The sequence below is a fragment of the Vogesella sp. LIG4 genome (genome assembly GCF_900090205.1).
Taxonomy (GTDB): domain Bacteria; phylum Pseudomonadota; class Gammaproteobacteria; order Burkholderiales; family Chromobacteriaceae; genus Vogesella.
On sequence record NZ_LT607802.1, the window covers coordinates 384180 to 398886 of the forward strand.

Here is a 14707-nt window from a genome sequence, read left to right on the forward strand (position 1 = left end):
CTTTCATGCGGCAGCAACTCAGTGCGGCGAGGCCACCGTCTGGCCGCTAAGCCGCGCCAGCAGGCGGCGGATGCGCACGCGCAGGCCGTCCAGATAGGTGTACACCACCGGCAGCACGATCAGCGTCAGCACGGTGGACGTCACCATGCCGCCGATGATGGCATGCGCCATCGGCCGTTGCGTCTCCGAGCCGGCACCGCTGGCCAGCGCCAGCGGCAGCATGCCGAAGATCATCGCCAGGCTGGTCATCATGATGGGGCGCAGCCGCACGCGGCCGGCCTCCACAATGGCCTCCTCGCGCGCCATGCCCTCACGCCGGCTGTGGTTGATGAAGTCCACCAGCAGAATGCCGTTCTTGGACGCCAGCCCCATCAGCATGATGATGCCGATCACCGAGAACATGTTCAGCGTGGAGCCGAACAGCAGCAAGGCCACGAACACGCCGACAAAGGACAACGGCAGCGCCACCATGATGGTGACCGGCAGGGTGAAGCTGCGGAACTGCGCCGCCAGGATCAGGTAGATGAACACCACGCCCATCGCCAGCGCCTGCACTGCGTAGCCCAGCGACTCCTGCATGTCGCGCCGCTCGCCCTCCTGCGCCAGCAGCACGCCCTGCGGCAACTGTGCCGTCTTGAGCATGCGGTCGATGTCGGCGTACACCTCGGTGGCGCCACGGCCGCTGATGTTGGCGGTAAGGGTGATCTCGCGCATCAGGTCGGTGCGGTCTATCTGCCGCGGGCTGCTGCCCGGCAGCATGCTGGCCACCTGCGACAGCGGCACCATCTGCGCCTCGCCGCTGTCGGCGCGCTTGCCCGGCACCGTCAGCACATCCAGCAGCTCCGCCACCCGCGCATCGCGCGGCACCTGCAGCCGCACATCGTAGTTTTCACCGTCCGGCGCCTCCCACTGCGTCAGCGTGCTGCCGCCCAGCAATGCCGATACGGTAGAGCCTACCCGCGCCAGATCCACCCCCAGAGTGGAGGCGGCCTCGCGCTTCACCTGCAGATTCAGCGCCGGGTCGGCGTCGTTGAGGCTGGACTGCACATCGGTCACGCCGTGAATCGCCCGCAGCCGCGCCATGATGTCGCCGCTGGCGCGCTCCAGCGCTGCCAGATCGCTGCCGCGTATGCCCAGGTGCACCGGTTTGCCCGGCGAGCCCTGCTTGCCGGTTTCCTCCACCGAATCCAGCTCGATGCCGGCCACCTGCTGTGCGGCCAACCTTGCCGCCGCCATCAGCTGGAACAGATCGCGCGCCCGCTGCCGCTTGTCGCCCACGTTCACGGTGATGTTGGCCTGGTTGCGCCCGGCGCCGAAGCTGCCGCCACCGATCTTGCTATCGATGGTCTGCACCTCCGGCAGGCTGCGCAGGCGGGCCTCCACTTCGCGCGCCTTCAGCTCGGTGTACTCCAGCGAGGAGCCGGCGGCGGTCTTGAGGCTGAGGCGGAATTCGCCCTTGTCGGCGCGCGGCAGGAACTCGCCGCCCACCAGCGGCACCAGCAGGAAGCTGCCCACCGTCAGCGCCAGCGCAGCGGCCAGCACCGTCTTGCGATGCGCCAGCGCCCAGCGGATCACCGCCACATAGCCGGCGGCCATGCGGTCCAGCGAGGTTTCGAACCAGTCCAGCAGCCGCCCCACCGGCCCGCGGTGGCGGTCGCCGTGGTGATGCGGGTCGTGCCAGATCGACGACAGCATCGGGTCCAGCGTGAACGACACGAACAGCGAGATCAGCACCGCCACCGTCACCGCCAGGCCGAACTGGTGGAAGAATTTGCCGATGATGCCGCCCATGAAGCCCACCGGCAGGAACACTGCCACGATGGTGAGCGTGGTGGCCAGCACCGCCAGGCCTATCTCGTTGGTGCCGTCCAGCGCCGCCTGGAAGTGGCCCTTGCCGAGGTTGGCGTGGCGCACGATGTTCTCGCGCACCACGATGGCGTCGTCGATCAGCAGGCCCACCGACAGCGACAGCGCCATCAGCGTCATCAGGTTGAGGGTGAAGCCCAGCGCCTGCAGCGCGAACAGCGTGCCTATCATCGAGATCGGCAGCGTCAGGCCGGTAATCACCGTACTGCGCCAGCTGCCCAGGAACAGGAACACGATCAGCACGGTGAGCAGCGCGCCCTCGCCCAGCGTTTTCTGCACCTCGTGCAGCGAGTTCTTCACTTCCTGCGACTTGTCGTAGGTGAGCTTGAACACGGTGCCCGGCGGCGCCTGTGTGCGGTAGTCGTCGAGGATGCGCTTCACGCCGTCGGCCACCTGCACCACGTTGGCACCGCGTGCGGCACGGATGTCGATGCCGATGCCCGGCTTGCCGTCTATCAGCGTCAGGCTGCTCTTTTCCGCCTCGGTATCGCGCACATTGGCCACGTCGGCCAGGCGGATGTCGCTGCCGCCGCGGCTGGCCACCACCAGCGCGGCAAAGTCGTCCACCGTCTTGAGCTTGCCGGCCACGCGCACCGCCAGCTCGTTGCGCTGGGTGGTGACCTGCCCGGCCGGGTAGTCACGGTTGGCCGCAGTCACCACGTCGGACACCTCGGCCACCGACAGGCCCAGCGCCTCCAGCCGGTAGGGGTCGATATCGATGTGGATCTCGCGGCGGCTCTCGCCCACCAGCTTCACCTCGCCCACGCCGGACACGGTCTGCAGCCGCTTCTTCAGGATGTTGTCCACCCAGCTGGTCAGCTCGCGCTGGCTGCTGTCCTGCGAGCTGAGGGTGTAGGACATCAGCGCTTCGTCATTGGGGTTCATCTGCGAGATGGTGGGCGTGTTCACCTCGCGCCGCAGCCGTCCCTGCACCGCACCCACCTTGTCGCGCACTTCCTGCAGCCCCTCGGCGGCATCGGCCGACAGTTCGAACTCCACCACCACGGTGGAGCTGCCCTCGAAGGAATAGGAGCGGATGTGCTTGACGCCGCTGATGGTGTTCACCGCCTCTTCGATCGGGCGGGTGACATCGCTTTCCACTACCTCCGGCGAGGCGCCGGGGTAGTTGGTCATCACCACCGCCACCGGGAAGCGGATGTCCGGAAACTCCTCCACCGGCAGGTTGAACCAGGCAAACAGCCCCAGCACGCTGAGCAGCAGCATCAGCACCGCGGCAAAGTACGGGTTCTGCACGCTGACGCGGGTTAGCCACATGGCAGCGTCCTCAGCGTTGCGGCAGGGACACTGCGTCCCCGGCCTTCAGGCCCAGCAGCGGCGCCGCCAGCACGGTTTCGCCGGCGGCGATGCCGCGCACCGCCACCTGCCGTTCGCTGTCGGCCTGCAGCAGCACCTGCACCGGCTGGCGCAGCAGGCGCCCGCCGCGTACCGCCAGCAGCCAGGGCTGGCTGCCATCGGCATCGTGCAGCGCCGCCTGCGGCAGGCTGATGGCGTCTTTCACCTCGGCCAGCACCACGCCGCCCTTGGCGAACTGCCCTGCTTTCAACTTGCCGTCGCGGTTGTCCACCCGCAGGTAGACGTTGAAAGTGCGAGTGGCGGCATTGGCCACCGGGTTGATGCGCGCCAGGGTGGCGTTGAACTGGCCGTCCACGCCCTCCACTGCAAAGCGCGCCTGCTGGCCGGGCTTGAGCTGCCCAACCAGCCGCGCCGGCACGCTGGCCACGCCTTCCAGCTCCGCCAGGTCGGCAATGCCGAACAGTTTCTGGTTACGCGCCGCCTGTTCACCCGGCTGGGTGCGGCGCGCATATACGGTGCCGGCCATCGGCGAGCGCACTTCGCTCTCGCTCAGGCTCTTCCTGGCGCGCGCCAGCTGGCTGCGCCGCGCCGCCACTTCACCGGCGCGCACCTGGTAATCGCTTTCGATCTCGTCGAACGCGTACTTGGAGATGAAACCCTGCTGCAGCAATTCGCGCTGCTTGTCGAGCTTGAGCCGCGCCAGCTTCAGCCGCGTTTCGTCATTGGCCAGCTGCGCCTGCTGCTCGTTGAGTTGCTGCTGCAGCGCTTCGCTGTCGATACGTGCCAGCAGTTGACCGCGCGTCACCTGCTCGCCTTCGCGCACCAGCACCTGCTGCACCGTGCCGTCGGCCTGTGCCGCCACCTCGGCGCTCTGCAGCGCATTGAGCGTGGCGGTGAACGGCAGCAACCGGGCCAGCGGCGCCACGCGGGTGGTGAGTACGTCGGCGGCTGCCAGCTGGCGGGCGGGTGCCGCCGCCTGGGCGCCGCTGGCAGCTGCGGCGCCGGATTCTCCGCCCGGCGCCGGCTTGCCGCAGGCTGCCAGCGCCAGCAGCGCCGCCAACACGGCGGCGTTACGAATGAGGGAAGTCGAATGCGTCATGAACGGTCCGGAAAAATCGGTCAGGGGGCGGCCGCCGGCGTCATGCCGTTGGGCAGCAGCAGCCACAGTTTGCCGCTCTGCTTCATGCGGCCGGCGTACATGCCGGCTTCGGCACCGTAGCCAAAGAAGAAGTCGGCGCGCACGCCGCCACGGATGGCGCCCCCGGTATCCTGCGCGTGCACCAGGCGGTTCAGCGGCTGCGGCGTGCCGTCCAGCGGCCAGGTAGTGGCCAGGTATACCGGCGCGCCCAGCGGAATGTAGCGCGGGTCCACTGCCACGCTGTAGCCGCTGGTCAGCGGCACGCCCAGCGCGCCCAGCGGGCCGCTGTCATTGGCCGGCAGCGGCTTGAAGAACACGTAGCTGGGGTTGGCCGCAAACAGTTCGGCACGGCGTTGCGGGTGAGCGCTGATCCACGCCTTGATGTTCTGCATCGACACGTCTTCCAGCCGCATCTGGCCCTGATCCACCAGCCAGCGGCCAATCGACTTGTAGCCGTGGCCGTTCTGGTCGGCATAGCCGACGCGGATGAAGCTGCCGTCTTCCAGCTGGATGCGGCCGGAGCCCTGCACCTGCAGGAAGAACAGTTCGGTTTCGTCCTCCACCCAGGCCAGCACCGGCATCTTGTCATTGCCCTTGCCGGCGTTGATCTCGGCGCGGGTGTAGTACGGCAGCAGGCGGTTGCCGTCGATGCGGCCCTTCAGCGCGCGGGTGCGATTGTCGGTAACGAAATCCGCCAGGCTGATCTGGATCTCGCCCGAGCCGGCCACGCTCTTGCCCGGCAGCAGCTGCAGGCGGTTGCCGCTGCTGCGCCTGGCCACCAGCTGCGGCTGCACGCGCTGCTCGGCGGTGATATCCAGTACGTAGAGATCGGCCGGCGTGCCATACACCGGGTACGGCGTCTGCGCCGATTTGCTGCGGCTGCCGGCCAGCAACGGCTCGTAGTAGCCGGTGATCAGCCCGCTGTCCTTGCCGCTGTCCAGCAGCTGCCACGGCGTGAAGCGGCTTTCATAGAAGCTGCGCACCGCCTGCGGGTTGGCCGCATCGATGCTACCGCTGTCGGCGCAGATGCCCTGCCACTGCGGGCGGCCCTGCAGGGTGCGGCAGCTGGCTTTCAGGGCGGTAAGGCTCTCGCCGGCCAGCGGCCCGCCCCAGCCGGGCAGGTCGGCAAACTGCGCACTCTGGTAGCGCACCTGGCTGGTGCTGGTGGTCAGCGGCGGGTAGGAGGCACAGGCGGCCAGCAGCGCGGTGCTGGCCAGGGTGATCAGGCGCTTGAACATGGCGATGAGGGCAGTCTCGGGCGCAAAGGTTGGCCGCAAGGCGGCGATACGCGATGGTAATGAAGGCGTGGCCGCACTGGCAAATGCCAATTTATGGCTTCGTCATTGCGGCAACAGGCAGGGTTCAGGGCTTGGGCAGCGCGGCATCCACCGCCTTGAGGAAATCGGGCGCATCCGGCTTGGTCAGCGGGCTGAAGGCGGTAACCGTCTTGCCGTCGGCGGCAATCACGTACTTGTAGAAATTCCATTTCGGCGCACTGCCGCTGACCTTGGCCAGCGCCTGGTACAGCGGGTGGGCGTCGTCACCGCGCACGTGCACGCGGCTGGCCATCGGGAAGCTCACACCGTAGTTGGCCTGGCAGAAGCTGGCCACTTCCTTGTCCTGGGCCAGTTCCTGGAAGAAGTCGTCGCTGGGAAAGCCCACCACTACCAGCCCCTTGTCGCGGTAGTCCTGCCACAGCGACTGCAGGCCCTTGAACTGCGGGGTGAAGCCGCAGTGGCTTGCGGTATTGACCACCACCACCGCCTTGCCCTGGTAGGCGCACATATCGATGGTGCCGCCGGACAGCCCCGGCACGCGGTAGTCCAGCAAGGTCGGGCAGGCGGCACTGGCCAGTGCCGGCAGCAGGTAGAAGGTGGCAAGCAGCTTGCGCATGACGGGCTCCGGATCGCAGAAAAGTCCATGCCGCGGGTATCGCGGCCAACATGATAAAGACAAACGCCGCGGCAACAAGTTGCGGCGGCGTTGTGTGGAGCCAAGCCAGGCGTGGCTCATTCCTGCTGGCTGTCGATGTCGGCGCGCACCTTGTCCATGTCGAGGTCGCGCACGGCCTGGATCAGCTGCTCGAACTGGGCGCCCATCATGGCGCCGGCCTGGTGGAACACCACGATGCCGTCTTTCAGCGCCATCAGCGTGGGGATGGAGCGAATCTGGAAGTGCGCCGCCAGCGCCTGCTCGGCTTCGGTGTCGATCTTGCCGAACACGATGTCCGGGTGCTTGTCGGCGGCGGCCTCGAAGATCGGGCCGAACATCTTGCACGGGCCACACCAGTCCGCCCAGAAATCCAGGAACAGAATCCCCTCGCGCTCGGCGTGGTCGTTGAAGGTATCGGCGGTGATGTTCACGTAAGACATGCTGTGTTCCTTTTGCGCTGGCCCGCCGTGAGTGGCGGGCGCTGATGACTGAACAATTGGCGCTGGCGCGGCAAAACTCAAGGTAGCGCCGCGATTGATTTTATTTGCGCCTTTATTGTCTGCCGCTATCGGCTCAGCCCGCGTGCCCGGCGGCACGGTGGCCGATCCGCCAGCACTGGTGGATCTTCTTGTTGCGGAAGTCCTCCGGCACCGATTGCTTGCTGATATCGCGCACGTCGTAGTCCTGCACCAGCAGCGGGCTCAGCTCGAAGCTGCGCAGGTTGTTGGAGAAGTACAGCACGCCGCCCGGCGCCAGGAGGCGCATGGCGCCGTCCACCAGCTTGATGTGGTCGCGCTGCACGTCCAGCTCGTCCTGCATCTTCTTGCTGTTGGAGAAGCTGGGCGGGTCCATCACGATCAGGTCGAACTGCTTGCCGGCAAACGCGGCGTCTTCCAGGTACTGGAACACGTCGTCGCGGATCAGCACATGCCTGGCCAGGTCCAGGCCGTTGAGCTCGAAATTGCGACGGCTCCACGCCTGGTAGGTGTTGGACAGGTCCACCGTCTCGCTGCTCAGCGCGCCGCCGGCGGCAGCGTACACGGTGAAGCTGCCGGTGTAGGCGAACAGGTTGAGAAAGCGCTTGCCGGCGGCCTCCTCGCGTACCCGCTTGCGGGTGTTGCGATGGTCGAGGAACAGGCCGGTGTCCAGGTAGGCGTCCAGGTTCACCCAGAAGCGCTGGCCCTGCTCCGCCACCACGAAGTCCTCGCCTTCGCGGCCGGTCTTCTCGTACTGGTTGTCGCCCTTCTGCCGGCGGCGCGCCTTCAGCGCGATCTTGTCCGGCGCCACCCCGGTTACCTCGCAGATGGCCTGGCCCACGGCCAGCATCCAGTCGGCGTACTCGTCGTCGCCGATCTGCCAGCCGGTATCGTATTCCTGCAGGTGCACGTGCTCGCCGTAGATGTCGATGATCAGCGGGAACTGCGGCACATCGCGGTCGTATACGCGCCAGGCTTCCAGCGCATTGCGCTTGGCCCACTTGGCGTAATGCTTGTAGTTCTTGGAAAGACGGCCTGCGAAGGCGGATACGTCTGCCATGGTTTACCTCGGAAATGCGAAGCGCCGGAGCGTGTCCGGCGCGTGATGTATTCGGTGTGCGGCCAACGTTGGCCGCAAGGTTCAGGAGCTGTGTACGATCTCGCGAGACAAGTCGTAGCTAGTCGAGCTGCAGCACCTGCTGCTGATAATAGTTTACCAGCTTGCGGTACACCGGCTCCGGCACGTAGTGGCGAATGATCTGCTCCCAGCCCTGCGGCCCCATCAGCCCCTTCACCATGGTGGAGGACACCTCGGCGTACTCGCGCGGCGGCAGCAGGAAGATGGTGGTGATGTCGGTATGCAGGTCGGAGTTGATGTAGCGCATGGTGCGCTCGTACTCGTAGTCGCTGGCGGTGCGGATGCCGCGGATGATGTAGTTGGCGCCGATGCTCTGCGCGTAGTTCACCAGGAACTGGTTCTCGAACACCACCACCTTGAGCTTGGAAAAGCCGCGTGTCACCGCCCGCAGCATCTCCAGCCGTTCATCCACGCTGAAGGTGCAACGCTTGTCCGGGTTGACACCAATGGCCACCACCAGCTCGTCGAACAGTTCGACGGCTTCACGGATCATCCACAAGTGCCCGTTGGTCACCGGGTCAAAGCTTCCGGCGTAGACGGCTCGCTTCAATTGACGCTTTCCTTTATTGCTATTGCTATGTGTCATGGCGACTGTACTTGTGGCTGGCGGGTGGGACAAGGCATTTTTGCTGCAATGCAGAATAAAAAGCACCGGAGCGGTGCGATTCACCACTCCGGTGCTTGTACTGTAGTGCATGCAAACCCGGTCACCACCCGTTCAGGTGGTCACCCGAGTCTACTCAGGTGTTGATGCTTTCCGCGTGGTGGCACGCCACCTGATGCCCCGCCAGCTCGCGCAGCTGCGGCTCTTCCTTGCTGCAACGCTCGGTGGCAAACGGGCAGCGCTTGTGGAAAGCGCAACCGGTGGGCGGGTTGAGCGGGCTGGGCAGCTCGCCGCTGATCTTGATCTTGGCGCGGCGGTCTTCCTCGCGCACCGACGGCGTAGCCGACAGCAGTGCCTTGGTGTACGGGTGCAGCGGCTTGGCGTAGACCGCCTCCTTGCAGCCCACTTCCACCGCGCGGCCCAGGTACATCACCATCACGTCGTCGGCCACGTGCTCCACCACCGCCAGGTTGTGCGAGATGAACACATAGGCGGTGTTGAACTCTTCCTGCAGATCCATGAACAGGTTCAGCACCTGTGCCTGGATCGACACGTCCAGTGCCGAGGTCGGTTCGTCGGCCACCACGATCTGCGGCTGCAGCATCATGGCGCGGGCGATGGCGATACGCTGGCGCTGGCCGCCGGAGAACATGTGCGGGTAGCGGTAGTAGTGCTCCGGGCGCAGGCCGACGCGCTGCATCATGGCGCGCACCTTGGCTTCGCGCTCGCTGGCGGACAGCTTGGTGTTGATCAGCAGCGGTTCGCCCAGCTGGTCGCCGATCTTCTGGCGCGGGTTGAGTGAGGCGTACGGGTTCTGGAACACCATCTGCACCTTGCTGCGCAGAGCCTTGAGTTCGGCGGTGCTGGCCTTGCCCACTTCCACGCCGGCCAGCTGCAGCGAGCCGGCGGTAGGCGCTTCGATCAGGGTGAGCTGGCGCGCCAGGGTGGACTTGCCACAGCCGGACTCGCCCACCACGGCCAGGGTCTTGCCGGCCTTCAGTTCGAACGAGACGCCGTTGAGCGCCTTCACCATGGCCTTCGGCTTGAGGAAGCCCTGCGACACCTCGTAGTGACGGGTCAGGTCGCGAGCCTGCAGTACGGTCTGGCTCATTGGGCCTCCTTGTCGATCAGCGGGTAGAAGCAGCGCGCGGCGCCATGCTCATTCGGCGTGATGGCCGGGCGCTCGGCGCGGCAGCGATCCTGTGCGTACGGGCAGCGCGGGCTGAGCAGACAGCCCTTGGGACGGTCGTACTGGCCCGGCACGATGCCCGGCAGGGTGTTCAGCCGGCGTGCGCCCTTGCTGTGCTCGGGAATGGACGCCAGCAGGGCCTCGGTGTACGGGTGCACCGGGTGCCGGAACAGGCTCGGCACGGTACCCTCTTCCACCACTTGGCCGGCGTACATCACCGCCACGCGGTGCGCCACTTCGGCGATCACCGCCAGATCGTGGGTGATCATGATCAGCGCCATATTGCGCTCTTTCTGCAGGCTGACCAGCAGTTCCATGATCTGCGCCTGGATGGTCACATCCAGCGCGGTGGTGGGTTCGTCGGCGATCAGCAGCTTGGGGTTGCAGGCCAGGGCCACTGCGATCATCACGCGCTGGCTCATGCCGCCGGACAACTGGTGCGGGTAGGCATCCAGCCGGGTCTTGGCGGCCGGGATCTCCACCAGCTCCATCAGCTCCAGTGCGCGCGCTTTCAGCTCGGCGCCGCGCAGCCCCTGGTGCACCTTGAGCACTTCCATGATCTGGTAGCCCACGGTGTAGCTGGGGTTGAGCGAGGTCATTGGGTCCTGGAAGATCATGGCGATGTCCTTGCCCACGATCTTGCGGCGCTCTTTCGGGCTGATGGTCAGCAGGTTCTTGCCGTCGAAGTCCAGCTGGTCGGCCACGATGCGGCCTTGGCCTTCCAGGAGGCCCATCATCGCCATCATGGTGACGGATTTGCCGGAGCCGGATTCGCCGACGATGCCGACGATCTCGCCCTGGTTCACGCTCAGGTCGAGACCTTCCACCGCGCGGAAAGGGTTGGCCGCATTGCCGAATTCCACCGACAGATTCTTGATTTGCAACAGACTCATGTTCACCCCTTACGCCACGCGCTTCATCTTCGGGTCCAGCGCGTCACGCAGGCCATCACCCATCAGGTTGATCGACAGAACCGCCAGCAGAATGGTCAGGCCCGGCATCATCACCACCCACCAGGCGCTGGTCATGTAGTCGCGCGCGCCGGACAGCATGGTGCCCCACTCCGGAGTCGGCGGTTGTACGCCCATGCCCAGGAAGCCCAGAGCGGAGATTTCCAGGATGGCGGAGGAGAAGCTCATGGTGGCGTGCACGATCAGCGGTGCCATGCAGTTGGGCAGCACGGTAACGAACATCAGGCGCACCAGGCCGGCGCCGGAGACGCGGGCGGCGGTAACGTAGTCGCGGTTCAGCTCGGTAATGGCCGAGGCGCGGGTAAGGCGCACATAGCCCGGCAGGCCCACCACGGCGATGGCGATCATGGCGTTGACCAGGCCAGGGCCGAGAATCGCCATGATGGCGATGGCCAGCAGCAGCGACGGCAGCGCCATCATGATGTCCATCAGACGCATGATCAGGCTGCCCAGCACCCGCGGGAAGAACGCGGCCAGCAGGCCGAGGATCACGCCGGGCAGCAGCGACAGCAGCACCGACACCAGGCTGATCAGCAGCGACATCTGCGCGCCGTAGAACAGGCGCGCCAGGATGTCGCGGCCCAGTTCATCGGTGCCGAGCAGGAACTGGCTGCTGCCACCGGCCAGCCAGGACGGCGGGGTGAGCAGATGGTCGCGGAACTGTTCCAGCGGGTCATGCGGGGTGATGATGCCGGCGAACAGTGCACAGAACACCACCACCGACATGAAGATCAGGCCGGCAACGGCACCCTTGTTCTGCTTGAAGCTCAGCCAGAACTCCTTCAGCGGCGACGGGTAGCTCAGTGCCGGGTCTTCGTGGGCCGCAACGGTTTGCGGCGAAGTATTCACATTAGCCATGTTTGTGTTCCTGCAGCTTACTTGGCGTGACGGATGCGCGGGTTGGCGATGCCGTACAGGATGTCGACGACGAAGTTGGTCATGATCACCAGCGTCGCCACGATCAGAATGCCGTTCTGTACCACCGGGTAGTCACGGCGGCCGATGGCCTCGATCAGCCACTTGCCAATGCCCGGCCAGGAGAAGATGGTTTCGGTCAGCACTGCACCGCCCATCAGCGTGCCCACCTGCAGGCCGATCACGGTCAGCACCGGAATCAGCGCGTTGCGCAGGGTGTGGATGAAGATCACGCGCGCCGGCGACAGGCCTTTGGCCCGCGCGGTGCGCACGTAGTCCTCGCGCAGCACTTCCAGCATCGAGGAGCGGGTCATCCGCGCGATCACCGCCATCGGGATGGTGCCCAGCACGATGGCCGGCAGGATCAGGTGCATCACCGCATCCTTGAACGCACCGGCGTTCAGCGAGGGGTCGGCAGCCTGGGCGCGCCAGGCATCGATCAGCATGAAGCCGGTAACCGACTGGATGTCGAATTGCGGATCGATGCGGCCGGATACCGGGGTCCAGCCCAGGAATACCGAGAAGAACATCACCGCCAGCAGGCCCCACACGAAGATGGGCATGGAGAAACCGGTGAGCGAAATCCCCATCACGCCGTGATCGAAGATCGAACCGCGCTTGATGGCGGCGATGACGCCGGCCAAGAGGCCCACCACGGTGGCGAACACCAGCGCGCACAGCGCCAGTTCCAGCGTGGCCGGGAACAGGGTCTTGAATTCGGTCCAGACGCCGGCGCGGGTCACCAGCGACTCGCCCAGATCGCCGTGCACCAGCTTACCCACATAGTCCAGATACTGGGCATACACGGGTTGGTCCAGGCCCAGGCGGTGCAGCGCCTCGGCGTGCAGCTTGGGGTCGAGCGTACGCTCGCCCACCATCACTTCCACCGGGTCGCCTGGAATCATGCGGATCAGGCCGAAAGACAGCAGCGTGATGCCAAAGAAGGTGGGCATCAGCAGGCCCAGCCTGCGCAGGATGAATGAAAACATGGATACCTCTCCAGGGCGCATACACCGTCAACGGCGATGTGCGCCATCAGTCCTTGGGACATGGCGTGCAGAACGTCAGCATGGGAGAGGCAAGACAGATATGCGCGAAAAGCGCATAAATTTTGAAGAGGTGCCGGACAGTGAATGGCAACCAAACCACCCACCAATATCAGTTGCATCCACCGTCGCGGCAGGAGAGACAATAGCAGTCCTGCCACCTGAGCAAATTGATGCAAATCAAGCCAGTGCGATCACATCACTGCACTTGCCCGCGCTTCTCCAGACTTGTTTTTCCCGTGCTGCCACTGCCATGCCTCGCCGCCGTTTTCTCTAACAGGAAAACTGGTCACCGCGGCACTTAACACAAGGCGGGGGCGCTTTCGCGCCCGCCGCCTTCTTAGCCTAGTTCAATTCAAACCAGACTTACTTAACACTGACACCGTAGAAGGAGTTCAGGCCGAACGGGCTCACCTTGAAGCCCTGTACCGACTTCAGCATCGGTTGATTGACAGTGGAGTGAGCGATGGTGGTCATCGGCACTTGCTGCTTCACAACTTCCTGCGCCTTCATGTACAGCTTGGTACGTTCAGCCACATTGGCGGTGCTCTTGCCCTTCTGGATCAGATCTTCGAACGGCTTGTAGCAGAACTTGGAGAAGTTGTTGCCGTTGATGGCATCGCAACCGAACAGCACGCCCAGCCAGTTGTCCGGATCGCCGTTGTCGCCAGTCCAGCCGATCAGCATGGAGTCGTGCTCACCTGCCTTGGCGCGCTTCAGGTACTCACCCCACTCGTAGGTGGTGATCTTGGCCTTCACGCCGATCTTGGCCCAGTCGGACTGGATCATTTCAGCCATCAGCTTGGCGTTCGGGTTGTACGGACGCTGTACCGGCATCGCCCACAGGGTCAGCTCGAAGCCGTTCGGGTAGCCCGCTTTGGCCAGCAGGGCCTTGGCCTTGGCCAGATCGTACGGCGCGTCCTTCAGGTTCTTGTTGTACGACCACTGGGTCGGCGGCATCGGGTTGGTCGCGGCCATGCCGAAACCTTGGTACACCGCCTGCAGGATGGCCTTCTTGTTGATGGCCATATCCAGCGCCTGGCGCACCTCCAGCTTGTCCATCGGCTTGTGCTTGACGTTGTAGGCGAGGTAGCCCAGGTTGAAGCCGGCTTGCGAGATCACGTTCATTTTCGGGTCAGCCTTCATCGACGGGATGTCGGCAGGACGCGGGTAGGTGGTGATCTGGCACTCGCCAGCTTTCAGCTTCTGGAAGCGAACCGAGGCGTCGGTGGTAATGGCGAACACCAGGTTATCCACCTTGGGGCCATCCACTTTGTCCCAGTACTGCTTGTTGGCGGCGTAACGGATCTGCGCATCTTTCTGGTAGCGCTTGAAGATGAACGGGCCAGTGCCTACCGGCTGCTGGTTGATCATCTGCGGCTTGCCATCCTTCAGCAGCTTGTCGGCGTACTCGGCAGACTGGATCGAGGCAAAGCTCATCGCCAGGTTCTGCACGAAGGCGGCATCAATCTTCTTCAGAGTGAACTTGACGGTGTTCTGGTCAAGCTTTTCCACCTTGGCAATGTTCTCGTCCATACCCATGTCCGAGAAGTACGGGAATTCGGTCGGGTAAGCCTTGCGGAACGGATTGTCTTTATTGAGCATCCGGTCAAAGGTGAATACCACGTCATCCGCGTTGAAATCGCGGCTCGGGGTGAAGTATTCGGTCGTGTGGAATTTCACGCCCTTGCGCAGATGGAAAGTGTAGGACAGGCCATCTGCGGATACGTCCCACTTTTCGGCCAGGCCGGGAACAACCTTGGTGCCGCCGCGCTGGAATTGCGCCAGACGGTTGAACACGGTTTCCGCGGAAGCGTCGAAATCGGTGCCCGCAGTATATTGGCCCGGATCAAAACCGGCCGGGCTGCCTTCCGAGCAGTAAATCAGGGTGCCGGCGGCGTGGGCGGCGGTAGCTGCGACGGTCAGACCGGCAGCAATCAGCAGATGCTTGGCTACTCGCATGTTTCTCGTTTCCCTATTTCTATTTTGAAGAAGTGATGCCTAGCATTGCCTGTAGGCAATGCAAACGGCTTACCGGATATTGTTAGCCCCGGACAAATGCATTATGGAACGTCGCTGGCCAAGCTCAAGCTTGGTATGGCCATTTCTTGCCGCCAC

General features: G+C 64.5%; 12 protein-coding genes. All 12 read right to left on the reverse strand.

Translation table 11 applies throughout. From position 1 onward, the window contains the following. Nucleotides 1-18: 18 nt before the first annotated feature. Complete coding sequence (locus PSELUDRAFT_RS01830) at nucleotides 19-3141, reverse strand: efflux RND transporter permease subunit (RefSeq protein WP_088965233.1); 3123 nt, start codon at nucleotides 3139-3141, stop codon at nucleotides 19-21. A gap of 10 nt (nucleotides 3142-3151) precedes the next feature. Next, on the reverse strand, nucleotides 3152-4279 hold the full coding sequence (locus PSELUDRAFT_RS01835; protein ID WP_088968351.1) for an efflux RND transporter periplasmic adaptor subunit: 1128 nt from the start codon (nucleotides 4277-4279) through the stop codon (nucleotides 3152-3154). A 20-nt stretch (nucleotides 4280-4299) separates the two neighbouring features. Then, the gene (locus tag PSELUDRAFT_RS01840; protein ID WP_088965234.1) at nucleotides 4300-5556 is read right to left on the reverse strand and encodes a murein transglycosylase A; all 1257 of its coding nucleotides are present in this window, start codon (nucleotides 5554-5556) and stop codon (nucleotides 4300-4302) included. 124 nt (nucleotides 5557-5680) lie between these two features. Then, nucleotides 5681-6211, reverse strand: a complete 531-nt coding sequence (locus PSELUDRAFT_RS01845) for a glutathione peroxidase (protein WP_088965235.1) — start codon at nucleotides 6209-6211, stop codon at nucleotides 5681-5683. Between the two features lie 116 nt (nucleotides 6212-6327). Further along, nucleotides 6328-6690, reverse strand: coding sequence for a thioredoxin (trxA, locus tag PSELUDRAFT_RS01850; protein ID WP_088965236.1), 363 nt, complete (start codon nucleotides 6688-6690; stop codon nucleotides 6328-6330). Nucleotides 6691-6823: 133 nt separating this feature from the next. Continuing rightward, nucleotides 6824-7786 carry a class I SAM-dependent methyltransferase gene (locus tag PSELUDRAFT_RS01855; RefSeq protein ID WP_088965237.1) on the reverse strand — a complete coding sequence of 321 codons (963 nt, stop codon included), beginning with the start codon at nucleotides 7784-7786 and terminating at the stop codon, nucleotides 6824-6826. Between the two features lie 118 nt (nucleotides 7787-7904). Then, the gene (gene coaD, locus PSELUDRAFT_RS01860; protein ID WP_088965238.1) at nucleotides 7905-8450 is read right to left on the reverse strand and encodes a pantetheine-phosphate adenylyltransferase; all 546 of its coding nucleotides are present in this window, start codon (nucleotides 8448-8450) and stop codon (nucleotides 7905-7907) included. A 154-nt stretch (nucleotides 8451-8604) separates the two neighbouring features. After that, nucleotides 8605-9579, reverse strand: a complete 975-nt coding sequence (locus PSELUDRAFT_RS01865; RefSeq protein WP_088965239.1) for a peptide ABC transporter ATP-binding protein — start codon at nucleotides 9577-9579, stop codon at nucleotides 8605-8607. Beyond that, entirely contained in the window at nucleotides 9576-10550 is a 975-nt protein-coding gene (locus tag PSELUDRAFT_RS01870; RefSeq protein ID WP_088965240.1) for an ABC transporter ATP-binding protein, read from the reverse strand. Before PSELUDRAFT_RS01870 ends, PSELUDRAFT_RS01865 begins: the two co-directional genes overlap by 4 nt. Before the next feature lie 9 nt (nucleotides 10551-10559). Then, nucleotides 10560-11486, reverse strand: a complete 927-nt coding sequence (locus PSELUDRAFT_RS01875) for an ABC transporter permease subunit (RefSeq protein WP_088965241.1) — start codon at nucleotides 11484-11486, stop codon at nucleotides 10560-10562. 17 nt (nucleotides 11487-11503) lie between these two features. Then, entirely contained in the window at nucleotides 11504-12532 is a 1029-nt protein-coding gene (locus tag PSELUDRAFT_RS01880) for an ABC transporter permease subunit (RefSeq protein WP_088965242.1), read from the reverse strand. Between the two features lie 423 nt (nucleotides 12533-12955). After that, complete coding sequence (locus PSELUDRAFT_RS01885) at nucleotides 12956-14551, reverse strand: ABC transporter substrate-binding protein (RefSeq protein WP_088965243.1); 1596 nt, start codon at nucleotides 14549-14551, stop codon at nucleotides 12956-12958. Nucleotides 14552-14707: the final 156 nt, after the last annotated feature.

Coding starts and splice junctions, on each gene's coding strand:
- PSELUDRAFT_RS01885 (WP_088965243.1), bottom strand. CDS start 14,551: ATGCGAGTAGCCAAGCATCTGCTGATTGCTGCCGGTCTGACCGTCGCA.
- coaD (WP_088965238.1), bottom strand. CDS start 8,450: ATGACACATAGCAATAGCAATAAAGGAAAGCGTCAATTGAAGCGAGCC.
- PSELUDRAFT_RS01830 (WP_088965233.1), bottom strand. CDS start 3,141: ATGTGGCTAACCCGCGTCAGCGTGCAGAACCCGTACTTTGCCGCGGTG.
- trxA (WP_088965236.1), bottom strand. CDS start 6,690: ATGTCTTACGTGAACATCACCGCCGATACCTTCAACGACCACGCCGAG.
- PSELUDRAFT_RS01870 (WP_088965240.1), bottom strand. CDS start 10,550: ATGAGTCTGTTGCAAATCAAGAATCTGTCGGTGGAATTCGGCAATGCG.
- PSELUDRAFT_RS01840 (WP_088965234.1), bottom strand. CDS start 5,556: ATGTTCAAGCGCCTGATCACCCTGGCCAGCACCGCGCTGCTGGCCGCC.
- PSELUDRAFT_RS01880 (WP_088965242.1), bottom strand. CDS start 12,532: ATGTTTTCATTCATCCTGCGCAGGCTGGGCCTGCTGATGCCCACCTTC.
- PSELUDRAFT_RS01875 (WP_088965241.1), bottom strand. CDS start 11,486: ATGGCTAATGTGAATACTTCGCCGCAAACCGTTGCGGCCCACGAAGAC.
- PSELUDRAFT_RS01855 (WP_088965237.1), bottom strand. CDS start 7,786: ATGGCAGACGTATCCGCCTTCGCAGGCCGTCTTTCCAAGAACTACAAG.
- PSELUDRAFT_RS01845 (WP_088965235.1), bottom strand. CDS start 6,211: ATGCGCAAGCTGCTTGCCACCTTCTACCTGCTGCCGGCACTGGCCAGT.
- PSELUDRAFT_RS01835 (WP_088968351.1), bottom strand. CDS start 4,279: ATGACGCATTCGACTTCCCTCATTCGTAACGCCGCCGTGTTGGCGGCG.
- PSELUDRAFT_RS01865 (WP_088965239.1), bottom strand. CDS start 9,579: ATGAGCCAGACCGTACTGCAGGCTCGCGACCTGACCCGTCACTACGAG.